This is a genomic window from Streptomyces sp. NPDC003248, assembly GCF_055563235.1.
On record NZ_JBVHDT010000001.1, the window covers coordinates 1 to 23,643 of the forward strand.

Genomic DNA, 23,643 nt, shown 5'->3' on the forward strand with positions numbered 1-23,643 from the left:
GTTGATAGGCCGGATCTGGAAGCACGGTAACGTGTGGAGGTGACCGGTACTAATAGGCCGAGGGCTTGTCCTCAGTTGCTCGCGTCCACTGTGTTGGTTCTGAAACCACGAACAGCCCCGTCAGGGTTTACCTGGCGGTGCGGCTGACAGTTTCATAGTGTTTCGGTGGTTATAGCGTGAGGGAAACGCCCGGTTACATTCCGAACCCGGAAGCTAAGCCTTACAGCGCCGATGGTACTGCAGGGGGGACCCTGTGGGAGAGTAGGACGCCGCCGAACAATTTTTGAGAAATCCCCCGTGCCGGACGGCACGGGGGATTTCTGCGTTCAGGGTCGAGGACATGGACTACGGGCTCTCCTGCGAGAGCCCGTTTTTGCGTTACAGACGTCCGGCCGCTTTCAGGGACAGATAAGCGTCCGCCAGAGTTGGCGCCAGTTCGTCGGGAGGGGCGTCGACGACCGTCACTCCATGGCGGCGGAGGTGTTCGGCGGTGCGGTGACGTTCTGTCTGAGCCTGGGCGGCCGCCGCCGCTTCGTAGACGGCATCGATGGAGCCGCGGGCCTGAGCCATACCGGCGATGCGGGGGTCGGCGACCGAAGCGAGGAGAACGGTGTGGCCTCGGGTGAGCTGCGGGAGGAGCGGTAGCAGACCCGCCTCGATGGGGGCGGCGTCCAGCGCCGTCAGGAGCACGATCAGCGAGCGGCGACGGGCCGTACGAAGGGCGGTGGCGATGAGGCCGCGGGCGTCCGTCTCGATCAGCTCCGGTTCCAGGGCGGCCGTCGCCGCAACCAGTGACGGGAGCAGGTCGCGGGCCGTTCTGCCCTGGACGAGGGCGCGTACGCGGCGGTCGTAGGCAAGGAAATCGACGTGGTCGCCGGCGCGGGAGGCCAGTGCGGCCAGAAGCAGGGCCGCGTCCAGGGAGGCGTCGAGGCGGGGGGCGTCTCCGACACGGCCGGCGGACGTGCGCCCGGTGTCCAGGACGAGGAGGAGGCGGCGGTCGCGCTCGGGGCGCCACGTGCGGACGGCGACCGTCGACTGACGGGCGGTGGCACGCCAGTCGATGGAACGGGTGTCGTCACCGGGGACGTATGCGCGGAGACTGTCGAACTCCGTGCCCTCGCCGCGGGTCAGGGCGCTGGTGCCGCCGTCGAGGTCGCGGAGGCGGGCCAGTTTCGAGGGGAGGTGCCTGCGGCTGGTGAACGGAGGGAGGACCCGTACGGTCCAGGGGACTTTGTGGGTGCCCTGACGGGCGAAGAGGCCGAGAGGGCCGTACGAGCGGATGGTGACGCGGTCGGCGTGGCGGTCGCCGCGGCGGGTCGGGCGCAGGCGGGTGGTGAGGCGGCGCCGTTCGCCGGCCGGGACCGTGAGCCGGTGGCGGGAGGCGGCGAACTCGGTGCCGGGCAGCCAGCTGCTGGGCGGCCAGGCGTCGCGGAGGCGGGCCCGCAGGAGGCGGCCGGACGGATTGGTGATGGTGAGGGTGACGTCGGCGGTGTCGCCGAGGCGTACGGAGGTGTCGCCGGAGCGGGTCAGGCGCAGGCGGCGTACGGGGGCGGCGAGGGCGTAGTCGCAGGCGCAGGCCGCGGCCAGGGAGGCGTTGACGGCGAGGACGCCCGTCCAGCCGGGTTCCCAGATGCCGACGGGGAGGGAGCCGAGGGCCGCGAGGAGGGCGGCGCGTCCGGTGAGCGCCATCAGCGGGGGACGGGAACGTGGGCGAGGACGGCGTTGATGACCGAGTCGGCCGTAGTGCCGTCCATCTCCGCTTCCGGGTGGAGCCGCACGCGGTGGCGGAGGGCCGGCAGGGCGAGGGCTTTGACGTCGTCGGGGATGACGTAGTCGCGGCCGGTCAGCCATGCCCAGGCGCGGGCGGTGGACAGCAGGGCGGTCGCGCCGCGGGGGGAGACGCCGAGGGTGAGGGAGGGGGACTCGCGGGTGGCCCGGCAGATGTCGACGACGTAGGCGGTGATCTCCGGGGCGACGGTGGTGCCGGCGACGGCCGTTCGGGCGGCTTCGAGGTCGGCCGCGCCCGCCACCGGGCGTACGCCGGCGGTGTGCAGGTCGCGCGGGTCGAAGCCTTCGGCGTGGCGGGTGAGGACGTCGATCTCGTGTCGGCGGGAGGGGAGGGGGACGGTGAGTTTGAGGAGGAAACGGTCCAGCTGGGCTTCGGGCAGGGGGTAGGTGCCCTCGTACTCGACCGGGTTGTGGGTCGCGGCGACCAGGAACGGGTCGGGGAGGGGGCGGGGGGTGCCGTCGACGGTGACCTGGCGTTCCTCCATGGCTTCGAGGAGGGAGGCCTGGGTCTTCGGCGGAGTGCGGTTGATCTCGTCGGCGAGGAGGAGGTGGGTGAAGACCGGGCCGGGCTGGAAGGAGAACTCGGCGGTGCGGGCGTCGTAGACGAGGGAGCCGGTGATGTCGCTGGGCATGAGGTCGGGGGTGAACTGGACGCGTTTGGTGTCCAGGTCGAGTGCCGCGGCGAGGGCGCGGACGAGCAGGGTCTTGGCGACGCCGGGGACCCCTTCGAGGAGGACGTGGCCGCGGCACAGGAGGGCGACGACGAGGCCGGTCACGGCGGGGTCCTGGCCGACCACGGCCTTGGCGATCTCGGCCCGCAGGGCTTCCAGGGACGCGCGGGCGTCGCCCGGGTCCCCGGTCTTCCCGGCGTTGTCAGTGGTCGGGTCCATCATGGACGGCGTACCTCTCTTTCGAGGGCGTCGAGTCGGTCGGCGAGCGTGATCAGCGCTTGGTCGTCGCCGGGTGGCGGGCCGAAGAGGAGGGGGTGCAGGGCCTGTCCGTCGCCGTGGAGGCGGGCGGACAGGGCGGGGAGGAGCGTCTCGGGCGTGTGGGCCTGGGCGACGGGGAGGCCGACGAGAGGGGCGAGGCGGGTGCGGGTCGTGGAGCGAAGAGCGGTGGCCGCGCGGTCGCGTGCGCGGGTCTTGCGGTAGAGGCGGGCGCGGCCTTCGGCCGTTTCGGAGGCGCGGATCGCGACGGGGAGTCTCTCCGGCACGAGGGGGCCGAGTCGGCGTGCCCTCCACAGGGCGGTGATGGCTGCCGCGACGAAGAGCTGCACGGTGCCCCAGAGCCAGCCCGAGGGGAGCAGCTCTATGAGGCTCTTCTCGTCGTCCGGGGCGGTGGCGGAGGAGTCGGAGAGCGAGGGGAGGTACCAGACCAGGTGAGGGCGGGAGCCGAGGAGCTGGAGGGCGAGCGAGGCGTTGCCCTGTTCGTCGAGGCGGTCGTTGAAGAGGATGTCGGGGGCGCCGAGCACGATCGTGTCGCCGTCGCCGTCGCCGGAGGGTGTCGGGAGGCGCAGGAGGGTGGCGAGGCGGTTGCTGGGGTAGCACTCGTCCGCGTCGCGGAGGGTGGTGGTGTAGCGGATGCCGCCGGTGTCGGCGGTGCCGGCGCGGCGGGCGGCGGGCAGGGCGCAGCTTGGGGAGAGGGTGGGCTCGCGGCTGACGGCGGGGTCCGCGGCGACGCCGGGTGCGAGGGTCTGCACCGACCAGCCGCCGGGGGCGACGAGGACGGTGCGGCCGCCGGAGTCGGTGGTCGCCGCGTGCAGTCGGCGCTGCTGGCGTTTCGTCAGCAGATCGGGGTCGGCGACGAGGAGGGTGGTGTCCGGGCCGGTGGCGGCTCGGGCGTCCGCCACGGTGGTGACGACACGCGTGGCGACCCCGTGCTGGGAGAGCAGTTCGGCCACGGCGCGGCTGCCGTAGGGGTCGGCGGAGCGCGGGTCGAGGGCGCCGTGCCGGGCGTCGGAGCGGAGCGCGGCGAGGGCGACGGCCCCGGCCAGCAGGAGTGCGAGGGCGAGGACGACGCCTCGTGCGCGGGTCCACAGGTGGCGGGCGGTGGGCGAGGCCGAGGTGGACGGGAGCGTGGCCTCGGTCGTCATGCGGGCGCTCCGGGGCGGGTGTGGTGGTCCGCGCCGGGGGTGCTGCTGTGGAGGGCCTGGGGTGTGGTGTCGTCCAGGTCGCGGTCGAGGCCGGCGATGCGGTGGTACGTCTGGCCGGTGGCGGTGCGGCCGCCGTACGTGACGTCGTCGAAGTCGCGGGCGGCGGCGTGCAGCCGCTCGGTGTGGGCCGGAAGGGAGCGGCCCGCCTCCGCGGCGGCCTCGTCGGCGGTGCGTCCGGGGCGGACGTCGAGGAGTGCGCGTTCCTCCAGGGCGCGGACGACGGCGCGCATGCGTTCCTGGACGGCCTGGTTCCAGTGGCCCTGGGCGGCGTGTGCCTCGGCGGCCGCGCGGTGGTCGGCGGCGCTGCGGGGGCGGTCGTCGAACAGGGCGGCGGCGGAGGCGGGCCGGCGGCCCGGGGTGCCCAGGCGCCACCAGAGGGCGGCCAGGGCGGCGACGGCGGCCAGGACGATCACGACCAGGCCGACCGCTCCGCCCGGGGTGGCGGTGGAGGCGGCGGTGAGCAGGTCGCCGATCCGGTCCCACAGGCCGTTCATGAAGCGTTCGAACAGGCTGGGGTCGTTCTCGTGGTACAGCCCCTTGGACAGCTCGCGCCGGGCCGCTTCCCGCGCTGGATCGCGAGGCACGGTCACCGGCGGCTCGTCGCCCCGCAAGGACACGGGCAGGCCGTCGCCCGCCCGCAGCAGTATGCGTACGGCCCGGTCGGCGGCGTGGGAGAGGGACGACGGGGCGGAGGCGGGCGTGCCGTGCGGCACCGTCGCGGGCACCGGACTGCCCGGCGGTGCCGGCAGGGCTGTGAGGACTCCCCCCGTCGGGCTCACCGCATCAGCTCCGCGGCGGGGCGGCGGGGGAGGCGGTCCCGTAGCCCTGTATGCCGGCGGCGTCGGCCAGGTCGAGGTCGAGGGCCTCGCGGCGGATGCGCAGGTCGACGTAGAGGAGAGCGGTCACGCCCGCCGTGATCGGGAGCGTGATCATGGAGCCGATCACCGAGCCGATCCCGCTGACGACGAGGTACGACCAGCCGAGGTCGGTGTCGCCCTGTGTGAAGGCGGAGATTCCTCCCTCGCCGAGGGCGGCGCCGAGAAGGGCGAAGGGGACCACCACGATCGTCGCGATGAGGTTGGCGAGGATCATGGAGAGCAGCTGGATCCCGAAGACCCGCCACCAGGAGCCGCCCACCAGCTTCGCGGAGCGGGCGAGCGCTTTCTTGATGCTCTGCTTCTCCAGCATCAGCGCGGGCGAGGCGAGCGAGAAGCGGGTGAGCAGCCACGCCACGACGACGAGGGCCGCGATGACGCCCAGTGCGGACAGCCCGTCACCGGCGGCACCGCCCACCAGGACGCCGGGCAGGGCGCCCACGACGACGATCGCGACCGCCGTCAGCATCAGGAAGAAGACCAGGCCGAACAGTCGGGGTACCTGGGGGCGGGCGTCGCGCCAGGCCTGGCCGGTCGTCACCGGCCGGCCGATGACCGCGCGGCTGGTGACGGTCGTCAGGAGCGCGGTCGCCGTGATGCTGCCGACGAGGGCGATCAGGAAGACGACGCCCGAGTCGCGCGCGACGTCGACCATGGCGCGCCACTTCTCGTCCATGGTGGCGTACGGGTCGCTGAGGGCGGCCGTGCTCGCGCTGTCGTTGAGGAACAGGCCCTGGACGAGGACGACGGCGACCTCTATGACGACGGCGACGGTCAGGGAGATGCCGAGGACGGTGCGCCAGTGGGCGCGCATGGTGGAGACGGCGCCGTCGAGGATCTCGCCCACGCCGAGGGGGCGCAGCGGGATCACGCCGGGCTTGACGGCGGGCGGGGGGCCGCCCCAGCCGGCACCCCAGCCGCCGTAGCCGCTGTAGCCGCCGTGTCCGCCGGGGGTGCCGTGACCGCTGTGGCTTCCGTGTCCGCCGGGGCCTGTGGGACCGGGGTCGCCGGGCGGGCGGGTGCCCCAGCCGGGGGCGGGCGGGGGCGGCGGGGGAGACTGCGCCGGGTCGCGGGGGCCTGCGGGCGCGGACCACGGGGCCGGTGGCGGCTGTTCCTCGGACCACTTCGTGCCGGGGTTCTGCGGGTTCGCGGCCGGCTGGTCCGTGGGCTGCGTACCGCCGGGTCGGTCGGCGGAATCGGCAGGGTGGGACGCCCCGGGCTCCTGTCCGTCGGACGGGGCGGATCCGGGCGATGCCCAGCCCGGGGTGTCGTTCATCGTCGCTCCTTCACGGTGCCCGACCGCGGGCGCGGCGGCAGTTCGGGAGCCATCGTGCCATGGGCCGGTCGTCGACGGACCGGCCGCGGTCGGGGCTGCACGGCATCAATTGTCCGCCGGATAACGGGCAGACTGACGGCATGGCTGATCCGTACGCGCGACCCGGCGAGCACAAGCGGCCCACCGACATACCGGCGATCCGCTGGGAGGAACCGCCCGAAGGCCCGGTACTGGTGCTCCTGGACCAGACGAGGCTGCCGGCCGAGGAACAGGAACTGGTCTGTACGGACGCGTCCGCGCTGGTGGAGGCGATCCGCTCGCTCGCCGTGCGCGGGGCGCCGCTGCTCGGCATTGCCGGGGCGTACGGCGTCGCGCTCGCCGCCGCGCGTGGCTTCGACGTGGACGAGGCCGCGGCCGCGCTCGAAGGGGCCCGGCCCACCGCGGTGAACCTCTCCGTAGGGGTGCGCCGGGCCCGCTCCGCCTACCGGGCGGAGCTCGCCCGGGGCGGCGGTCACGAACAGGGCGCCCGGGCCGCGCTGGCCGCCGCGCGCCGGCTCCACCGGGAGGACGCCGAGGCGAGCGCACGGATGGCGGGGCACGGACTGGCCCTCCTCGACGAGCTGCTGCCCGGGGGCGGGCACCGGGTCCTCACGCACTGCAACACCGGTGCGCTGGTGTCGGGCGGAGAGGGGACGGCGTTCGCGGTGGCGCTCGCCGCGCACCGGGCCGGGCGGCTCCGGCGGCTGTGGGTGGACGAGACGCGGCCCCTCCTCCAGGGCGCCCGCCTGACCGCGTACGAGGCGGGCCGCAACGGCATGGCGTACACGCTGCTCACGGACAACGCGGCGGGGTCGCTGTTCGCGGCCGGTGAGGTGGACGCCGTGCTGATCGGGGCGGACCGCATCGCGGCCGACGGCTCGGTGGCGAACAAGGTGGGCAGCTATCCGCTCGCCGTGCTCGCCCGCTACCACCACGTGCCGTTCATCGTGGTGGCGCCGGTGACGACGGTGGACCCGGACACCCCCGACGGGGCGTCGATCGAGGTCGAGCAGCGGCCGGCGTTCGAGGTGACGGAGGTGACGGCGCCGCAGGTGCCGGTGGCGGGAGCAGGCGGGGGGATTCCGGTCGCGCCCCTGGGGACGCAGGCGTACAACCCGGCGTTCGACGTGACGCCGCCCGAGCTGGTGACGGCGATCGTCACGGAGGACGGCGTGGTGTCGCCGGTGACCGCCGAGGGCCTCGCCGAGCTGTGCGCCCGGCCTCGCCGGGTGGCGGCCGGCTGATCGTCGCGCCGCGGGAGAGGAGGGGAGGGGAGGGGTATGGCCGGGGGAGGGGCTTCCGTGCGCCGCCCTGTGCCGCCCTGTGCCGCCCTGCCCCGCGCTGGGGCGACGGTGATGGCCTTGGAAGGGCATCGGCCTGTACGGCCGTGTGTGGCAAGGGGCGGCCTGGGCGGAGAGCGGCCCGCACGGCCGCGTGGGCGGCGGGACGGCCTCGGCGGGAGCCGGCGCGCACCGCCGCGGCGGGCGGCGGTGAGGGGGGACCGGGGGACGGGGGCAGACAGTGACGGTTCGGTGCGGCTAAGGTCACTGGCCGGTGACGCTGCTCACCTGCGCCACCTTCACCGTTATGAGAATGGGATGATGTCGTTTATGAAGGGACGAGTCCTTGTCGTCGACGACGACACCGCACTGGCCGAGATGCTCGGCATCGTGCTGCGTGGTGAAGGTTTTGAACCGTCTTTCGTAGCCGACGGCGACAAGGCGCTGGCCGCTTTCCGGGAGGCCAAACCCGACCTGGTGCTGCTGGACCTGATGCTGCCCGGGCGGGACGGTATCGAGGTGTGCCGCCTGATCCGGGCGGAGTCCGGGGTGCCGATCGTGATGCTCACGGCCAAGAGCGACACCGTCGACGTGGTCGTCGGACTGGAGTCCGGCGCCGACGACTACATCGTGAAGCCGTTCAAGCCGAAGGAACTGGTCGCCCGGATCCGGGCGCGGCTGCGGAGGTCGGAGGAGCCCGCGCCGGAGCAGCTCGCCATCGGCGACCTCGTCATCGACGTGGCCGGGCACTCCGTGAAGCGGGACGGGCAGTCGATCGCGCTGACGCCGCTGGAGTTCGACCTGCTGGTCGCGCTCGCCCGCAAGCCCTGGCAGGTGTTCACGCGGGAAGTCCTGCTCGAACAGGTGTGGGGCTACCGGCACGCGGCCGACACCCGCCTGGTCAACGTGCACGTGCAGCGGCTGCGGTCCAAGGTCGAGAAGGACCCGGAGCGGCCGGAGATCGTGGTGACCGTCCGTGGCGTCGGATACAAGGCAGGACCGAGCTGACATGTCCGGAGACAGCGCCGCTTCGGCTCCCGGCCGGTCCGGGGCCCGTCCGGGGCGGCCTGTCGGCCGGAAGGCGGCCGGATCCCGCCTCGGGCATCTCTTCGACGGAGGGCTGCTGCACGGCGGGATCCGCAACAGCCCCGTCCTCAGGCTCCTGCTGCGCTGGGTGCGCCGGCCCCTGCTGCCCGTCATGCGGCTGTGGCGGCGCAACATCCAGCTCAAGGTCGTCGTCACCACCCTGCTGATGTCGCTCGGCGTCGTCCTGCTGCTCGGCTTCGTCGTCATCGGACAGGTGCGCAACGGACTCCTGGACGCCAAGGTCAAGGCCTCCCAGAGCCAGGCCACCGGAGGCTTCGCCGTCGCCAAGCAGAAGGCCGACGAGGCCGCCAGCGCCGCCGCCGACGCCGACAGCACCGTGGACGGCGGAACCTCCCAGAACGTCATCGAATGGATGAGCGAACTCGTGTCGTCGCTCTCCAGCGGCGGCCAGGGCGCCTTCGACGTCGTCACCCTGCCCCCCGGCGACGACAGCGGCGGCGGACGCGGACCACGCGCCTCCGGCTACGTCGACCCCAACAAGAGCGTCCCCGACGACCTCCGCACCCGCGTCAACACCAGCACCGGCGCAGCCCAGAGCTACACCCGCATCATCTACAGCAACGACAAGGAGTCCCAGCCGGCCCTCGTCATCGGCAAACAGCTCAACGACCCCAACGGCGAGTCCTACGAGCTGTACTACCTCTTCCCGCTCACCCAGGAGGAGAAGTCCCTCAGCCTCGTCAAGGGCACCCTCGCCACCGCCGGCCTCTTCGTCGTCGTACTCCTCGGCGCCATCGCCTGGCTCGTCGTGCGGCAGGTCGTCACCCCCGTGCGGATGGCCGCCGGGATCGCCGAGCGGCTGTCCGCCGGACGCCTCCAGGAACGGATGAAGGTCACCGGCGAGGACGACATCGCCCGGCTCGGCGAGGCCTTCAACAAGATGGCGCAGAACCTCCAGCTGAAGATCAACCAACTGGAGGACCTGTCCCGGATGCAGCGACGGTTCGTCTCCGACGTGTCGCACGAACTGCGCACCCCCCTGACGACCGTCCGCATGGCCGCCGACGTCATCCACGAGGCCCGCGAGGACTTCGACCCCGTCACCGCACGGTCGGCGGAACTCCTCGCCGACCAGCTCGACCGCTTCGAGTCGCTCCTCGCCGACCTGCTCGAGATCAGCCGCTTCGACGCCGGCGCCGCCGCCCTGGAAGCCGAACCGATCGACCTGCGCGAAGTCGTGCGCCGTGTCGTCAGCGGGGCCGCACCGCTCGCCGAGCGCAAGGGCACCACCGTACGGATCCGCGGCGACCAGCAGCCCGTCATCGCCGAGGCCGACGCACGCCGCGTCGAACGCGTCCTGCGCAACCTCGTCGTCAACGCCGTCGAACACGGCGAGGGCAAGGACGTCGTCGTCCGGCTCGCCGCCGCCGGCGGCGCGGTCGCCGTCGCCGTACGCGACTACGGCGTCGGACTCAAGCCCGGCGAGGCCACCCGCGTCTTCAGCCGCTTCTGGCGCGCCGACCCCGCACGCGCGCGCACCACGGGCGGCACCGGGCTCGGCCTGTCGATCGCCCTGGAGGACGCCCGGCTGCACGGCGGCTGGCTCCAGGCCTGGGGCGAGCCGGGCGGCGGCTCACAGTTCCGGCTGACCCTGCCCCGGACCGCCGACGAGCCGCTGCGAGGCTCCCCCATACCGCTGGAACCCAAGGACTCGCGCCGCAACCGCGGACTCGACGACGCCGGCCTGCCCCGCGGCGCGGGCGAGAAGAGCGCCACCGTGCCCGTGCAGCCCGCGCCCGGTGAACAGCGAACCCCGCTCACCCCCCGGCCGGCCCCGCCCGCCCCCACCGCCGACCCCACCGCGCTGCCCGGCAACGGCGCACGCGTCGTGCCCCGGCCCACGACCGGCACCCGCCGGCCGGACGAGCCGCCCGCCACCGGGACGGCCCACGGGGAGACACCCGAGCGGACGGGCACACGACCGGCCGGCCCGGACCAGCAAGGGGAGGCATTTCGTGAGCGCTGACCGCCAGGGGAGACATGTGGTGGGCGCCGACCTGGAGGGGGGACGTGCGGTGCCGTCTGCGGTGCCTATCGGTCGTGAGGGAACGCGTGCCGCGGGCGCGAGCCGACCCGGGGGGAGCCGCCGGCGCACGACGGCGCGCGCGATGGCGTACGCCGCCTGCGGTGCCGTACTGCTGGCCGGCTGCGCCTCCATGCCCGACAGCGGGGACCTCCAAGGCGTCGAGTCCACCCCGCGCCAGGACACCCAGGTGCGGGTGTTCGCCATGCCGCCCCGCGACGACGCCCCGCCCTCCGAAATCGTCCAAGGCTTCCTCGAAGCGCTGACCAGCGACGACCCGCGCTACTCCACCGCCCGCCAGTACCTCACCACCAAGGCCGCGCAACGCTGGGAACCCGACAGCTCCACGACGGTCCTCGCCGACGGGCCCGGCACCGAGGTCGTCCAGTCCGGCGACAGGGACGACGGCGACGACTTCGCCTTCGAACTGACCGGCACCGAAGTCGCCACCCTCGACGCACAGCAGTCCTACGCGCCCGCCTCCGGCAACTACCGCCAGACCGTGTACCTCACGCGCGACAAGAAGACCCGGCAGTGGCGCATCGACGCACTCCCCCAGGGCATCGTCATGGGCAAGTCGGACTTCCAGCGCAACTTCATGTCCGTCAACAAGTACTACTTCGCCTCCAACACCACCGCCACCGGCGCCGGCCGGCCCATGGCCGTCGCCGACCCCGTCTACGTGCGCGAACGCGTCGACCCCATGACCCAGATGGTGCGCTCCCTGCTCAACGGGCCCACCAGCTGGCTGGAGCCCGTCGTCCGGTCCAGCTTCCCCACCGGCACGGCACTCACCGAGGACGTCACCGCGCTCACCCTGGACGACCGCAACAAACTCACCGTGCCGCTCAACGCCAAGGCGGCCCGCATCGGCCAGGGCAAGTGCGACGAGATGGCCGCCCAGCTGCTGTTCACCCTCCAGAGCCTCAGCCCCACCGTCGACGAGATCGAACTGCGCGCCGGCGGCAGACAACTGTGCACCCTCAGCGACGACCGCGCCACAGCCGTCGCCGACCGCGGCGCGGAGACCAGCCCCGACTACCTGTACTTCATCGACGGCGGCCACCGGCTCGTCCGCATGCCCAACAGCGGCAGCGGCAGCGCCCGGGCCGAAGCCGTACCCGGAGCACTCGGCGACGGCAGCAAACAGCTGCGCTCCGTGGCCGTGGCCCGCGACGAGGACACCGCCGCCGGCGTCTCCCTCGACGGCAAGGCCCTCTACGTCACCCCCACCACGGCCGGCACCGCCCTCGGCCAGCCCCTCCTCCAGAGCAAGGGCAAGACCGAGGCCGACCGGCTCACCACACCCACCTGGGACGCCCAGGGCGACCTGTGGGTCGCCGACCGCGACCCCACCGCCCCCCGGCTGCTCCTCCTGGAGAAGGGCGGCGGCCAGCCCCTCACCGTGCTCACCCCCGGCCTCGACGGACGGATCAACGCCGTCCGGGTCGCCGCCGACGGAACACGCATCGCGCTCGTCGTGGACAAGGACGGCAAGCAGTCCCTGCTCATCGGACGCATCGAACGCGACCGGACCGGAACGCAGCCCACCGTCAGCGTCCAGGAACTGCGCTCCGCCACACCCGACCTCGAACAGGTCACCGCCGTGTCCTGGGCCGGAGACAGCCGGCTCGTCGTCGTCGGGCGTGAGACCGGCGGCGTCGAACAGGTGCAGTACGTGCAGTGCGACGGCTCCATCCCCGAAACCGGCACCCTGCCCGGTCTCACCGAAGTGACCAGCATCGCCGCCTCCGAGGACAGCGACGCCCCGCTCTTCGCCACCTCCAAGGACGGACTGCTGTGGCTGCCCGGGGGAAGCGGATGGCGGACACTGAAGGAGACCGCTTCGGTGGCCTTCTACCCGGGATGAGGGCGGTGTTCCGGCGGGGGTGGATGTTCTCGGGGAAACACCAGGGAACTTTGTCCCGCATGTGCGCGGCCGGCCTGGATCGTTCGTGCGGCTCGTCCGTTTGTTCGTAGAGCCGGTTTCTTTCGAGCCGGTTTCTTTCCCCGCCGCCTTTCGGGACTTTTCCACAGGCGTTTTCCACAGGGGTGGTCGACTCACTCCCACCCCGGCACAGTAGTCCCCATGGAAGGCCTTCGGCAGTGGTGGCGGGAACTGGCCGGGCTGGTGCTGCCGGCCGAGTGCGCCGGCTGCGGACAAGCCCGTACGGTGCTCTGCCCCGCATGCCGTACCGCACTCGGCGCAACCACGCCGCGCCGCGTACGGCCGGACCCCGAACCACCCGGGCTGCCCGCCGTGCACGCGGCGGCCCGGTACGCCGACGAGGTACGCGCCGTGCTGCTGGCACACAAGGAACGCGGGGCGCTGGGCCTGGCACGGCCGTTGGGGGCGGCGTTGGCGGGGGCGGTGGGGGTGGGGTTGGGGGAGGGGGAGGGGCCCCCACCCCTCGGAGAAGCCGGAGAGAACACAACCGGAAACAGCCCCCGCCCCCGCCCCCTCCCCCGCACCGCCCGCGCCGACATCCTCCTCGTCCCGATCCCCTCCTCCCCCCGAGCCGTCCGGGCCCGAGGGCACGACCCGGCTCGTCGTATCGCCCTCGCGGCCGCCGCCGAGTTGCGCAGGGCGGGGGCGTCGGTGCGGGTGGCCGCGGTGCTGCGGCAGCGGCGGGCGGTGGCCGACCAGTCGGTGCTGAGCTCCCGGCAGCGGCTCGAGAACCTGGTGGGCGCGCTGGCCGTGGTGCCCGGTGGGGCGCGGGTGTTGTGCGGCGGTCCGGTGGTACTCGTCGACGACCTCGTCACGACGGGTGCCTCACTGGCCGAGGCGGCGCGCGCCGTGCGTGCGGCGGTGGCCCGGGAGCGGGAGACGGAGAACGCGGCGGCCGCACGGGTCGCCGGTGCGACCGGCTCGACCGGTGCGACCGGGTCGGCCGGATGGGTCGGGTCGGCCGGGTGGGTCGGGTCGGCCGGGTGGGTCGGGCAGGACCGGCCGACCGGTGCGGTCGGGTGGCCGGCACGGGTTGAGGGCGCGACGGCTGTGTACGGGCGCGTCACCCGGGAAGGCAGAGAGGTACGGCCGTCCGGAGCACGGGAGGGAGGTGCGGGACGGGTGCCGGCGGGGACAGTCGGCGTCGGCGGTGCAGGTCAGGTGGTCTGCGCGGCCGTGGTGGCAGCGCCGCCGGACGCTTTCGAAATAAACCGGAACCGGCGACGGAGTTGAGTCGTTGCAGGTAATAGGAGCGTGAATTCACCTGATCGGAGGTACGTCGCAGTAGAGGGTGACGACATCCGTCCGGGCGAGATATGTTCGGTTGTGAGGGAAGCCGCAGGCCACACCCCTCCATTGCGAATGCTGTGCTGCGTGCTGCGGTTTTTGCTAATCACTCGCAGCACCTGGGTGGAGATCTCGCTCATTGGGGGAGGAGGAGGTGGAAGTCACCGAGTCCGAGGTTCCGGTGCTCGCCGGAGTCTGGTGCAAAAGGGAGATGCTCCGCCGTGGAAGCGGAGCGATCCGGGAACGGAGTTCTGCGTGGACATCGTCGTCAAGGGCCGCAAGACCGAGGTGCCCGAGCGGTTCCGCAAGCACGTGGCCGAGAAGCTGAACCTGGAGAAGATCCAGAAGCTCGACGGCAAGGTGATGAGCCTCGACGTCGAGGTGTCCAAGGAGCCCAACCCCCGACAGGCCGACCGGAGCGACCGAGTGGAGATCACGCTCCGCTCCCGTGGTCCGGTCATCCGGGCGGAGGCAGCGGCCAGCGACCCGTACGCGGCACTCGACCTGGCGGCGGAGAAGCTGGACGCCCAGCTGCGCAAGCAGCACGACAAGCGTTACACGCGGCGCGGCGCACGCCGGATCTCGGCAGCGGAGGTCTCCGACCAGGTCCCGGGTGTCGCGACCCTCGACGGCACCGGCCGTCTCACCTCGGCCGAGGAGTCGGAGAGCGTCCCCACCAAGCGGATCGGCTCGCTCGAGGTGCAGGGCGACGGCCCCCTCGTGGTGCGCGAGAAGACCCACGTCGCCGCACCCATGACCCTTGACCAGGCTCTCTACGAGATGGAACTGGTCGGGCACGACTTCTACCTCTTCGTCGACTCCGAGACGAAGGAACCCAGCGTCGTCTACCGGCGCCACGCCTACGACTACGGCGTGATCCACCTCAGGACGGACACGATGGTCACGCAGACGCACGCGCCCGAGGCGGGCGGTGCGCTGGGCGGCTGACCCGGTCCCGTGACAGCTGAGCGGGTGCCCCTGGAGCGCTGGTATGCGCCCCCAGGGGCACCCGTGTGCGACCCCTTCGCGCACCGCTCTGTCACACCGTTGTCGTCCTGGCATGGAATCATGGCGGCAACGGCTCAACCGGTGGGCCGTTGCCTTGCGTTGGCGATGGCACTGGACCACGGCCACAGCCTTCAGGGGGAGGAACGATGGCGGACAGCTTCGGACCGATGCATGACGGGGATGCCGTCGACGGCGTCGTCGGCACGGGCCCGGACGCGGGCACTCCCCGCAAGGAGCCGATCAGAGTCCTTGTCGTGGACGACCACGCCCTGTTCCGTCGTGGACTGGAGATCGTGCTCGCGGCCGAGGAGGACATCCAGGTCGTGGGTGAGGCGGGCGACGGCGCCGAGGCCGTGGACAAGGCGGCCGATCTGCTGCCGGACATCGTGCTGATGGATGTGCGGATGCCCAAGCGCGGTGGTATCGAGGCGTGCACGTCCATCAAGGAGGTGGCCCCCAGCGCGAAGATCATCATGTTGACGATCAGTGACGAGGAGGCCGATCTCTACGACGCGATCAAGGCGGGCGCGACCGGATACCTCCTGAAGGAGATCTCCACGGACGAGGTCGCGACGGCGATCCGCGCCGTGGCCGACGGGCAGTCGCAGATCAGCCCTTCCATGGCGTCGAAGCTGCTCACCGAGTTCAAGTCGATGATCCAGCGGACCGACGAGCGGCGGCTCGTCCCCGCCCCCCGGCTGACGGACCGTGAGCTGGAGGTGCTCAAGCTCGTCGCCACGGGGATGAACAACCGGGACATCGCCAAGGAGCTGTTCATCTCCGAGAACACCGTGAAGAACCACGTGCGCAACATCCTGGAGAAGCTTCAGCTGCACTCCAGGATGGAGGCGGTGGTGTACGCGATGCGGGAGAAGATCCTCGAGATCCGCTAGCGGCGTGGAGCGGTCCGGCAGCGCCGTCGCAGGTGGAGCGGTCCGGTGGTGCCGTCGGTCAGGCGAGGGCGCGGGCGAGTTCGTGGGTGAGGGGATCGCGCAGGTCCGGGGCGTCGACGCGTTCCACCCGTACGTCCGTGCAGTCGACCCAGGTCGCCGCCTCGACCAGGGCGCGGGCGACCGCCGGGACCGCCTTCGGGCCGTCCAGGGTGACCTGCCTGGCGACCAGGGTGCGGCCCTCGCGAGCCGGGTCCACGCGGCCGACGAGGCGGCCGCCGGCCAGGACCGGCATCGCGAAGTAGCCGTGGATCCGCTTCTGCCGGGGGACGTACGCCTCCAGGCGGTGGGTGAACCCGAAGAGGCGTTCGGTCCTGGCCCGTTCCCAGACGAGGGAGTCGAAGGGGGACAGCAGGGTGGTGCGGTGGCGGCCGCGCGGTGGTGTCCGCAGCGCCTCCGGGTCGGCCCAGGCCGGTTTCGCCCAGCCCTCGACGGTGACGGGGACCAGCCCGGAGTCGGCGATCACCGCGTCGACCTGGTCGCCCCTGAGGCGGTGGTAGTCGGCGATGTCGGCGCGGGTGCCGACGCCGAGGGACCGGCCGGCCAGGCGGACCAGGCGGCGCAGGCATGCGCGGTCGTCGAGTTCGTCGTGCAGGAGGTCGGCCGGGACGGCGCGCTCGGCCAGGTCGTAGACGCGTTTCCAGCCGCGGCGTTCGACGCAGACGACCTCGCCGTACATCAGGGCGCGTTCGACGGCGACCTTGGTGCCGGACCAGTCCCACCACTCGCTGGTCCGCTTCGCGCCGCCCAGTTCCGTCGCGGTGAGGGGGCCCTCGGTGCGGAGTTGCTTGACGACCTGGTCGTAGGTGCCCTCGGGGAGGTGGTGGTTCCAGTGGGGGCGGTTGCGGTAGGCGCGGCGGCGGAAGGCGAAGTGGGGCCATTCCTCGATGGGGAGGATGCAGGCGGCGTGGGACCAGTACTCGAAGGCGTGGGGGCCTGCCGCGGGCGTGCCGGGGGACGGCTTCCAGTAGGCGTCCTCGACCGTGCTCCGGCCCACGGCTCCCAGGCGGGCGTAGGGGACGAGTTCGTGGGACCGGGCGAGGACGGAGATGGTGTCGAGCTGGACGGCGCCGAGGTGGCGCAGGACGCCGCGGACGCCGGCTCTGCGGTCGGGGGAGCCGAGGAAGCCCTGGGCCCGCAGGGCGATGCGGCGGGCTTCGTCTGCGGAGAGCTCTGCGGTCGCGCGCGGGGTCGTCATGGTGCGCACGATAGGGGGTGGGTCTGACAGCGGGGCCGTCCGGGGAAGGTCAGGGGTGCGGCCCGTTCGTGGGTGCCGGGAGGTACGGGGCGGTGGACGGCAGGCCCAGGTCCGACGGGAGCAGGGAGCCCACCCAGCAGTCGCGGCGTACCCCCTTGTTGTCGATGGCGGAGCGCAGGGTGCCCTCCAGGGTGAAGCCGGCGTGCTCGGCGACCGCGCGGGAGGCGGTGTTGCCGACTTCGGCGCGCCATTCGACGCGGTCCACGGCGAGGTCGGTGAAGGCCCAGCGGGAGGCGGCGCGGGCGGCCTCGGTGGTGTAGCCGCGGCCGCGGTGTTCCTTGGTGGCCCAGTAGCCGATCTCGGCCGTGCCGAGGGAGCGCCTCATGAGGCTGTTGACGCCGACGAGGGTGCCGTCGGGGAGGAACACGCCGAAGGTGAACAGGGTGCCGTCGGCCCAGCCCGCCGGGGCGACCTCCTCGGTGAAGGTGCGGGCGTGTTCGGGGAGGTAGGGGGAGGGGATGGTGGTCCAGCGCTGGATGTCGGGGTCCTGGGCGGCGGTGTGGACGGCTTCGGTGTCCTGGGGGCCGACCGGGCGCAGGACCAGGCGGTGGGTGGTGAGCGTGACGGACTGCATCGGCCGATTCTGCGCGGGGCGCGGGACGGGCGCCATGAGTTTGCGGCGGGTGAGCGGGTGATCACAATTCGCGCAATTCGTCTGCGGGGGGCGGCACCATCCGCGGGGCCCGGCCGTTGTCCTTTTCGAAGCCGAACGTGAAGTCGCGCGCGGCGCCGTGCGGTCCTCGTCACGCCAGACCTCCCGGCGTGGTGGGGTCCTCGCATACGATGGCCGTTGCTCAGTAAGTCAAATGGAAACCGACCGTCCCAGGCCCGACCGGCAAGGAGACCAACCCCCGTGTCCGTCCTCTCGAAGATCATGCGTGCAGGCGAAGGCAAGATCCTGCGCAAGCTGCACCGCATCGCGGACCAGGTCAACTCCATCGAAGAGGACTTCGTCGACCTCTCCGACGCCGAGCTGCGGGCCCTCACCGATGAGTACAAGCAGCGGTACGCCGACGGCGAGAGCCTCGACGACCTGCTGCCGGAGGCGTTCGCCACGGTGCGTGAGGCGGCCAAGCGCGTGCTGGGCCAGCGCCACTACGACGTGCAGATGATGGGCGGTGCCGCCCTGCACATGGGGTACGTCGCCGAGATGAAGACCGGTGAGGGCAAGACCCTGGTGGGTACGCTGCCGGCCTATCTGAACGCCATCTCCGGGGACGGCGTCCACCTCATCACGGTCAACGACTACCTGGCCGAGCGCGACTCGGAGATGATGGGCCGCGTCCACCGGTTCCTGGGACTGAGCGTCGGCTGCATCCTCGCCAACATGACGCCCGCGCAGCGCCGCGAGCAGTACGCCTGCGACATCACGTACGGCACGAACAACGAGTTCGGTTTCGACTACCTGCGCGACAACATGGCGTGGTCGAAGGACGAGCTCGTCCAGCGCGGGCACAATTTCGCGATCGTCGACGAGGTCGACTCGATCCTGATCGACGAGGCCCGTACGCCGTTGATCATCTCCGGTCCGGCGGACCAGGCCACCAAGTGGTACGGCGACTTCGCGAAGCTGGTGACGCGCCTGAAGCGCGGTGAGGCGGGCAACCCGCTGAAGGGTCTCGAGGAGACCGGCGACTACGACGTCGACGAGAAGAAGCGCACGGTCGCCATCCACGAGGCGGGTGTCTCCAAGGTCGAGGACTGGCTGGGCATCGACAACCTCTACGAGTCGGTGAACACGCCGCTGGTGGGCTACCTGAACAACGCCATCAAGGCGAAGGAGCTCTTCAAGAAGGACAAGGACTACGTCGTCATCGACGGCGAGGTCATGATCGTCGACGAGCACACGGGCCGTATCCTCGCCGGCCGCCGTTACAACGAGGGCATGCACCAGGCGATCGAGGCGAAGGAAGGGGTGGACATCAAGGACGAGAACCAGACGCTCGCCACGATCACCCTCCAGAACTTCTTCCGCCTGTACAACAAGCTGTCGGGCATGACCGGTACGGCGATGACCGAGGCCGCCGAGTTCCACCAGATCTACAAGCTCGGCGTGGTCCCGATCCCGACGAACAAGCCGATGGTCCGCAAGGACCAGTCGGACCTGATCTACCGCACCGAGGTGGCGAAGTTCGAGGCGGTCGTCGACGACATCGCCGAGAAGCACGAGAAGGGGCAGCCGATCCTGGTCGGCACCACGTCGGTCGAGAAGTCCGAGTACCTGTCGCAGCAGCTCAGCAAGCGGGGCATCCAGCACGAGGTGCTGAACGCCAAGCACCACGAGCGTGAGGCGCAGATCGTCGCCCAGGCCGGCCGCAAGGGTGCCGTGACCGTCGCCACGAACATGGCCGGCCGTGGTACGGACATCAAGCTCGGCGGCAACCCCGAGGACCTCGCGGAGGCGGAGCTGCGGCAGGGCGGCCTCGACCCGGAGGAGCACATCGAGGAGTGGGCCGCGGCCCTGCCGGCCGCCCTGGAGAAGGCCGAGCAGGCCGTCAAGGCGGAGAAGGACGAGGTCGAGGACCTCGGCGGGCTGTACGTGCTGGGCACCGAGCGGCACGAGTCACGCCGGATCGACAACCAGCTGCGGGGCCGTTCCGGCCGTCAGGGCGACCCGGGCGAGTCGCGTTTCTACCTGTCCCTGGGCGATGACCTGATGCGGCTGTTCAAGGCGCAGATGGTCGAGCGCGTGATGTCCATGGCGAACGTGCCGGACGACGTGCCGATCGAGAACAAGATGGTCACGCGGGCGATCGCGTCGGCGCAGTCGCAGGTCGAGCAGCAGAACTTCGAGACGCGGAAGAACGTCCTGAAGTACGACGAGGTCCTCAACCGGCAGCGTGAGGTCATCTACGGTGAGCGGCGCCGCGTCCTGGAGGGTGAGGACCTCCAGGAGCAGGTCCAGCACTTCATGGGCGACACGATCGACGCCTACGTCACCGCGGAGACCGCCGAGGGCTTCGCGGAGGACTGGGACCTGGACCGGCTGTGGGGTGCGTTCAAGCAGCTCTACCCGGTGAAGGTCACCATCGAGGAGCTGGAGGAGGCGGCGGGGGACCGGGCCGGTCTGACCGCCGAGTTCATCGCCGAGTCCATCAAGGACGACATCAGCGAGCAGTACGAGGCGCGTGAGGCGCAGCTCGGTTCCGAGATCATGCGGGAGCTGGAGCGTCGGGTCGTGCTGTCGGTGCTGGACCGCAAGTGGCGTGAGCACCTCTACGAGATGGACTACCTCCAGGAGGGCATCGGTCTGCGCGCGATGGCGCAGAAGGACCCGCTGGTGGAGTACCAGCGTGAGGGCTTCGACATGTTCACCGCGATGATGGAGGGCATCAAGGAGGAGTCCGTCGGCTACCTGTTCAACCTGGAGGTCCAGGTGGAGCAGCAGGTCGAGGAGGTTCCGGTCGAGGAGGCCGAGCCGGTCGACATGGAGAAGCAGGACGTGGTTCCGGCGCAGGCGAGCGGGCGGCCCGAGATCCGGGCCAAGGGCCTGGACGTGCCGCAGCGGCGGAACCTGCACTTCTCCGCGCCGACCGTGGACGGTGAGGGCGGCACCGTCGAGGGCGACCTCGTCGACGAGGAGCCGGTGCGGTCCGAGGCCGACGGTCTCACGCGTGCGGAGCGCCGCAAGCAGGCCAAGGCGGGGCGGCGCCGCAAGAAGTAGGAGCAGGGCGCTGGGAGCCTGCTGAGGCTTCGCAGGGCGTGAGGGCCGGGTCACCTGGGGGTGGTCCGGCCCTTCCGCGTGTGTGCTTCGCCGGTGCGGGAGGGGGTGGGGTCAGTCGTCCGTGGGGCGGGGGCTGCGGGGGCCGCCCAGTTCGACGGCCGTGCAGCGCCAGCGGCGGTCGGCGCCCAGTTCCAGGCGGAAGGCCATCGCGCGCAGGCGGTCGCCGGCGCTGATGCGGGCGAAGGCCTCGATGGCGCCGGGGCGGGGCATCTCGTAGCCGATGTCGCGGACGACCGGCCGGAGGCCGTGGGTGGTGCGCAGGGGCCCGCGTTCGGCGAGGTGGGCCAGGTCGTCGTAGGCGCGGCCGAGGGTGTGGCGGAGCATGGCGTGGACCGGGCGCTGGCCGCTGAGGACGGCGACGAGGAGGTCGGCGAAGAGGTCGGTGGGGCGGGGCTGGGGGAGGTGCCGGTGGGGGGCGGGGGCCGGGGCGGTGGGGGAGTCGGGGCGCGGGGTGGTGCGGGGGGTGCTGCCGTTCGGGGAGCGCGGTGGTGCGCCGGCGGGGCGGCGGGTGTCACGGCGGCCGGGCGGACGCGTGCCGGCCGGACGGGTGCCGGGCGGACGGGCGCCGGGGGTGTGCTGGGCCCTCGTCATGACCTTGTTCATGGGTGTCCCCGTTCGGTGGTTGCCCGGCCGGTCGTCTACCGGGCGGTAACTTCCTGCTGCGGATCTTGTACGGGGTCGCGGTGCGTGACGGCAAGGCGGCGGAGGGTGCCGGTGGCCGGGCGTGCGGGTTCACCTATCAGGGTGGCCGGGGAGGGAAAGTCCCTGGAAGACGGGGCGGGTGGGGTGAATCGGCGGGCGTGGGGCTGACGTCTGCGGGGGCGTGGGCCGGAACTCGAAAGGGGACTCCCGCACGTATCCTGAAGGCGCTCCGGAGGCGCGGACCGCGCCCTCCCCGGGGCCTCGAACGGAGCCTCCGACCAGGAAAGAGCGGCCCACCATGCGTGTCTACGTCCCCCTGACCCTCCCCGGTCTCGCCGAGGCGCACGAGACGGGGCGGCTGGGGGCCGGGCCGCTCGTCGCGTACGCCGTCACGCCCGCGCTGCGCGAGTGGTACCTCTCCGACGACATGGAGGAGCTGGAGTACGCGGCCCTCGGCCGGGCCGGGCTCGCCTCGCTGCGGCTGCTGGCGGCGGACCCGGGCGCGCCGCGCCGCCGGGTCGTCGTCGCCGTGGACGTACCGGACGGCGCGGCCACGGCCGACCCCGGCCGGGGGTCCGACCCGGCCGCGCCCGGCGAGGTGCGGGTGGCCGGCGTCCTGCCCCTGGCCAAGGCGGCCTCGGTGCACGTCGACGCGCCGGACGCGGAGACGGACGTGACCGCCGCGGCCCGGGCCCTGGCGGCGGCGGACGGCGGCGACGACGACGCGCAGTCCGTCGTGGACGGCGCCGAGGAGCACGAACTGCTGTGGTTCGCCACCCAGGAGATTCCCCACCTGGTCGGATCCGGGCACTGAGACCGCCCGGGCCCGGCCGGCCGACGGCCGGGCCCGGCGCTCTGCCCGGCGCTCTGCCCGGCGTTCTGCCTGGCGCTCTGCCTGGCGCTCTGCCCGGCGCTCTCTTGATTGTCGGTGGCGGCGGGTACGTTTGCGGACATGGGGAAGTCAGCGGCGCACATCGTCTGGGACTGGAACGGCACGCTGTTCCACGACAACGACGCGATCATCGGGGCGACGAACGCGGCGTTCGCCGAGTTGGGGCTGGAACCGATCACGATAGAGCGGTACCGGGCGCTCTACTGCGTGCCGGTGCCGAAGTTCTACGAGCGGCTGATGGGCAGGCTGCCCACCGACGCCGAGTGGGAAGTCATGGACGACATCTTCCACCGGTACTACGCCGAGCACCGGACGCGGTGCGGGCTCACCGAAGGCGCGGCCGACCTGCTCGCGCGGTGGCGGTCGGAGGGGCGCAGCCAGTCGCTGCTGAGCATGTACGTCCACGAGGAGCTCGTTCCGCTGGTGCGCGGTTTCGGGATCGAGCCGCATTTCCTGCGGGTCGACGGGCGGACCGGGCCGTCCGGGGGCAGCAAGGCGGAGCACATGGTGCGCCACCTCCTGGCGCTGGCGGACGTGGACCCCGAGCGCACGGTGGTGATCGGGGACGCCGCCGACGACGCGGTGGCGGCGCTGCACGTGGGGGCGCGGGCCGTGCTGTACACCGGCGGCTCGCACGGCCGGGCCAGCCTGGAGGAGGTGGGCGTGCCGGTGGTGGACTCGCTGGAGGAGGCCGTGGAGGTGGCGGAGCGGATCGCCGCGTGAACCGGACGCCGGCCGGTGGGGTGCGGCGCCTCCGGGAGGCACCGCACCCGTGCCTGCTGCGGGCCGGTGGTGGCTGCGGGGGCGCGGGGTGTCGGCGGGCGGTTCAGACCGCCGGTGCCTTCGCGCGCAGCACGGTGAGGAACTCGCGCATCCAGGCCGGGTGGTCCGGCCAGGCGCGGGAGGAGACCAGGGTGCCGTCGACCACGGCCTCGGTGTCCTGGAAGGTGGCGCCGGCGGTCTGCATGTCCGGCTCCAGCGCCGGATAGGCGGTGACCCGGCGGCCGCGGAGGCTGTCGGTGGCGGCGGTGAGGAGGGGGCCGTGGCAGATCTGGGCGACCGGCTTGTCCGCGTCGAAGAACGACTTGAGGATCTTGCGGAGTTCGGGGTCGTTGCGCAGGTACTCGGGGGCGCGGCCCCCGGGGACGACGACGGCGGCGTACTGGCCGGGATCGACCTCGGAGAAGGCCAGGTCGGCCGGCCAGGTGTAGCCGGGCTTCTCGGTGTAGGTGTCGAAGCCGGGCTCGAAGTCGTGGACGACGAAGCGGAGCCGCTTGCGGGTGGGGGCGGCGATGTGGACCTCGTAGCCCTCCTCGCGCAGGCGTTGGTAGGGGTAGAGGACCTCCAGGGACTCCGCTGCGTCGCCGGTGACGATGAGGATCTTCGCGGTCATG

General features: G+C 72.2%; 19 protein-coding genes and 1 rRNA gene. 11 read left to right on the forward strand and 9 right to left on the reverse strand.

The genetic code is table 11. The features are described 5' to 3' along the window. The first annotated feature begins 161 nt into the window (after positions 1 to 161). A 5S ribosomal RNA gene (rrf, locus tag ACZ3KJ_RS00005) occupies positions 162 to 278 on the forward strand. Between the two features lie 100 nt (positions 279 to 378). Here the strand turns inward: rrf and ACZ3KJ_RS00010 are convergent. From ACZ3KJ_RS00010 to ACZ3KJ_RS00030, 5 genes are read right to left on the reverse strand one after another with little or no spacing between them, the layout of a single operon-like run. Next, a complete protein-coding gene (locus ACZ3KJ_RS00010) occupies positions 379 to 1,689 on the reverse strand; it encodes a DUF58 domain-containing protein (protein ID WP_467523400.1) in 1,311 nt (436 codons plus the stop codon). Continuing rightward, positions 1,689 to 2,678, reverse strand: a complete 990-nt coding sequence (locus ACZ3KJ_RS00015; protein ID WP_467524748.1) for an AAA family ATPase — start codon at positions 2,676 to 2,678, stop codon at positions 1,689 to 1,691. The genes ACZ3KJ_RS00010 and ACZ3KJ_RS00015 overlap by 1 nt, the downstream gene beginning before the upstream one ends. Then, positions 2,678 to 3,880 carry a DUF4350 domain-containing protein gene (locus ACZ3KJ_RS00020; RefSeq protein WP_467523402.1) on the reverse strand — a complete coding sequence of 401 codons (1,203 nt, stop codon included), beginning with the start codon at positions 3,878 to 3,880 and terminating at the stop codon, positions 2,678 to 2,680. The genes ACZ3KJ_RS00015 and ACZ3KJ_RS00020 overlap by 1 nt, the downstream gene beginning before the upstream one ends. Further along, positions 3,877 to 4,719 carry a DUF4129 domain-containing protein gene (locus ACZ3KJ_RS00025; RefSeq protein ID WP_467523403.1) on the reverse strand — a complete coding sequence of 281 codons (843 nt, stop codon included), beginning with the start codon at positions 4,717 to 4,719 and terminating at the stop codon, positions 3,877 to 3,879. The genes ACZ3KJ_RS00020 and ACZ3KJ_RS00025 overlap by 4 nt, the downstream gene beginning before the upstream one ends. A gap of 4 nt (positions 4,720 to 4,723) precedes the next feature. Beyond that, positions 4,724 to 6,091, reverse strand: a complete 1,368-nt coding sequence (locus ACZ3KJ_RS00030; RefSeq protein ID WP_467523405.1) for a glycerophosphoryl diester phosphodiesterase membrane domain-containing protein — start codon at positions 6,089 to 6,091, stop codon at positions 4,724 to 4,726. 140 nt (positions 6,092 to 6,231) lie between these two features. Between ACZ3KJ_RS00030 and mtnA the strand changes: the two genes are divergently transcribed. From mtnA to ACZ3KJ_RS00065, 7 genes are all read left to right on the forward strand, one after another. Continuing rightward, positions 6,232 to 7,374, forward strand: a complete 1,143-nt coding sequence (gene mtnA, locus ACZ3KJ_RS00035) for an S-methyl-5-thioribose-1-phosphate isomerase (protein WP_467523407.1) — start codon at positions 6,232 to 6,234, stop codon at positions 7,372 to 7,374. A 354-nt stretch (positions 7,375 to 7,728) separates the two neighbouring features. Then, complete coding sequence (mtrA, locus tag ACZ3KJ_RS00040) at positions 7,729 to 8,418, forward strand: two-component system response regulator MtrA (RefSeq protein WP_187283109.1); 690 nt, start codon at positions 7,729 to 7,731, stop codon at positions 8,416 to 8,418. Position 8,419: 1 nt separating this feature from the next. After that, on the forward strand, positions 8,420 to 10,483 hold the full coding sequence (gene mtrB / locus ACZ3KJ_RS00045) for an MtrAB system histidine kinase MtrB (protein WP_467523409.1): 2,064 nt from the start codon (positions 8,420 to 8,422) through the stop codon (positions 10,481 to 10,483). Between the two features lie 142 nt (positions 10,484 to 10,625). Further along, positions 10,626 to 12,410 (forward strand): LpqB family beta-propeller domain-containing protein, encoded by a 1,785-nt coding sequence (locus ACZ3KJ_RS00050; RefSeq protein WP_467523411.1) that lies wholly within the window; start codon positions 10,626 to 10,628, stop codon positions 12,408 to 12,410. Between the two features lie 219 nt (positions 12,411 to 12,629). Further along, the gene (locus tag ACZ3KJ_RS00055; protein ID WP_467523412.1) at positions 12,630 to 13,721 is read left to right on the forward strand and encodes a ComF family protein; all 1,092 of its coding nucleotides are present in this window, start codon (positions 12,630 to 12,632) and stop codon (positions 13,719 to 13,721) included. A gap of 309 nt (positions 13,722 to 14,030) precedes the next feature. Further along, positions 14,031 to 14,723, forward strand: a complete 693-nt coding sequence (gene hpf / locus ACZ3KJ_RS00060) for a ribosome hibernation-promoting factor, HPF/YfiA family (protein ID WP_467523414.1) — start codon at positions 14,031 to 14,033, stop codon at positions 14,721 to 14,723. A gap of 206 nt (positions 14,724 to 14,929) precedes the next feature. Further along, entirely contained in the window at positions 14,930 to 15,676 is a 747-nt protein-coding gene (locus ACZ3KJ_RS00065; protein WP_399420105.1) for a response regulator, read from the forward strand. A 58-nt stretch (positions 15,677 to 15,734) separates the two neighbouring features. Here ACZ3KJ_RS00065 and ACZ3KJ_RS00070 read toward each other — a convergent pair whose 3' ends face one another. Together ACZ3KJ_RS00070 and ACZ3KJ_RS00075 are read right to left on the reverse strand one after the other, a co-directional pair. Then, positions 15,735 to 16,931, reverse strand: a complete 1,197-nt coding sequence (locus ACZ3KJ_RS00070; protein WP_467523416.1) for a winged helix-turn-helix domain-containing protein — start codon at positions 16,929 to 16,931, stop codon at positions 15,735 to 15,737. A gap of 49 nt (positions 16,932 to 16,980) precedes the next feature. Further along, positions 16,981 to 17,565 (reverse strand): GNAT family N-acetyltransferase, encoded by a 585-nt coding sequence (locus ACZ3KJ_RS00075; RefSeq protein ID WP_467523418.1) that lies wholly within the window; start codon positions 17,563 to 17,565, stop codon positions 16,981 to 16,983. 279 nt (positions 17,566 to 17,844) lie between these two features. Here ACZ3KJ_RS00075 and secA point away from each other — a divergent pair, with 279 nt between their 5' ends. Next, positions 17,845 to 20,655 carry a preprotein translocase subunit SecA gene (gene secA / locus ACZ3KJ_RS00080; protein ID WP_467523420.1) on the forward strand — a complete coding sequence of 937 codons (2,811 nt, stop codon included), beginning with the start codon at positions 17,845 to 17,847 and terminating at the stop codon, positions 20,653 to 20,655. Between the two features lie 111 nt (positions 20,656 to 20,766). Here secA and ACZ3KJ_RS00085 read toward each other — a convergent pair whose 3' ends face one another. After that, positions 20,767 to 21,318, reverse strand: a complete 552-nt coding sequence (locus tag ACZ3KJ_RS00085) for an Rv3235 family protein (RefSeq protein WP_467523422.1) — start codon at positions 21,316 to 21,318, stop codon at positions 20,767 to 20,769. Positions 21,319 to 21,655: 337 nt separating this feature from the next. Here ACZ3KJ_RS00085 and ACZ3KJ_RS00090 point away from each other — a divergent pair, with 337 nt between their 5' ends. Both ACZ3KJ_RS00090 and ACZ3KJ_RS00095 read left to right on the forward strand, forming a co-directional pair. Then, positions 21,656 to 22,171, forward strand: coding sequence for a DUF6912 family protein (locus ACZ3KJ_RS00090; protein WP_467523424.1), 516 nt, complete (start codon positions 21,656 to 21,658; stop codon positions 22,169 to 22,171). 138 nt (positions 22,172 to 22,309) lie between these two features. Then, positions 22,310 to 22,972, forward strand: a complete 663-nt coding sequence (locus tag ACZ3KJ_RS00095; protein WP_467523426.1) for an HAD family hydrolase — start codon at positions 22,310 to 22,312, stop codon at positions 22,970 to 22,972. A 103-nt stretch (positions 22,973 to 23,075) separates the two neighbouring features. Here the strand turns inward: ACZ3KJ_RS00095 and ACZ3KJ_RS00100 are convergent, their stop codons facing one another. Next, positions 23,076 to 23,642: a DJ-1/PfpI family protein gene (locus tag ACZ3KJ_RS00100; RefSeq protein WP_467523428.1), complete on the reverse strand. Its 567-nt coding sequence runs from the start codon at positions 23,640 to 23,642 to the stop codon at positions 23,076 to 23,078. Position 23,643: the final 1 nt, after the last annotated feature.

Coding starts and splice junctions, on each gene's coding strand:
- ACZ3KJ_RS00010 (WP_467523400.1), bottom strand. CDS start 1,689: ATGGCGCTCACCGGACGCGCCGCCCTCCTCGCGGCCCTCGGCTCCCTC.
- ACZ3KJ_RS00015 (WP_467524748.1), bottom strand. CDS start 2,678: ATGGACCCGACCACTGACAACGCCGGGAAGACCGGGGACCCGGGCGAC.
- ACZ3KJ_RS00020 (WP_467523402.1), bottom strand. CDS start 3,880: ATGACGACCGAGGCCACGCTCCCGTCCACCTCGGCCTCGCCCACCGCC.
- ACZ3KJ_RS00030 (WP_467523405.1), bottom strand. CDS start 6,091: ATGAACGACACCCCGGGCTGGGCATCGCCCGGATCCGCCCCGTCCGAC.
- mtnA (WP_467523407.1), top strand. CDS start 6,232: ATGGCTGATCCGTACGCGCGACCCGGCGAGCACAAGCGGCCCACCGAC.
- mtrA (WP_187283109.1), top strand. CDS start 7,729: ATGATGTCGTTTATGAAGGGACGAGTCCTTGTCGTCGACGACGACACC.
- mtrB (WP_467523409.1), top strand. CDS start 8,420: ATGTCCGGAGACAGCGCCGCTTCGGCTCCCGGCCGGTCCGGGGCCCGT.
- ACZ3KJ_RS00050 (WP_467523411.1), top strand. CDS start 10,626: ATGGCGTACGCCGCCTGCGGTGCCGTACTGCTGGCCGGCTGCGCCTCC.
- ACZ3KJ_RS00055 (WP_467523412.1), top strand. CDS start 12,630: ATGGAAGGCCTTCGGCAGTGGTGGCGGGAACTGGCCGGGCTGGTGCTG.
- ACZ3KJ_RS00065 (WP_399420105.1), top strand. CDS start 14,930: ATGGCGGACAGCTTCGGACCGATGCATGACGGGGATGCCGTCGACGGC.
- ACZ3KJ_RS00070 (WP_467523416.1), bottom strand. CDS start 16,931: ATGACGACCCCGCGCGCGACCGCAGAGCTCTCCGCAGACGAAGCCCGC.
- ACZ3KJ_RS00075 (WP_467523418.1), bottom strand. CDS start 17,565: ATGCAGTCCGTCACGCTCACCACCCACCGCCTGGTCCTGCGCCCGGTC.
- ACZ3KJ_RS00085 (WP_467523422.1), bottom strand. CDS start 21,318: ATGAACAAGGTCATGACGAGGGCCCAGCACACCCCCGGCGCCCGTCCG.
- ACZ3KJ_RS00090 (WP_467523424.1), top strand. CDS start 21,656: ATGCGTGTCTACGTCCCCCTGACCCTCCCCGGTCTCGCCGAGGCGCAC.
- ACZ3KJ_RS00095 (WP_467523426.1), top strand. CDS start 22,310: ATGGGGAAGTCAGCGGCGCACATCGTCTGGGACTGGAACGGCACGCTG.
- ACZ3KJ_RS00100 (WP_467523428.1), bottom strand. CDS start 23,642: ATGACCGCGAAGATCCTCATCGTCACCGGCGACGCAGCGGAGTCCCTG.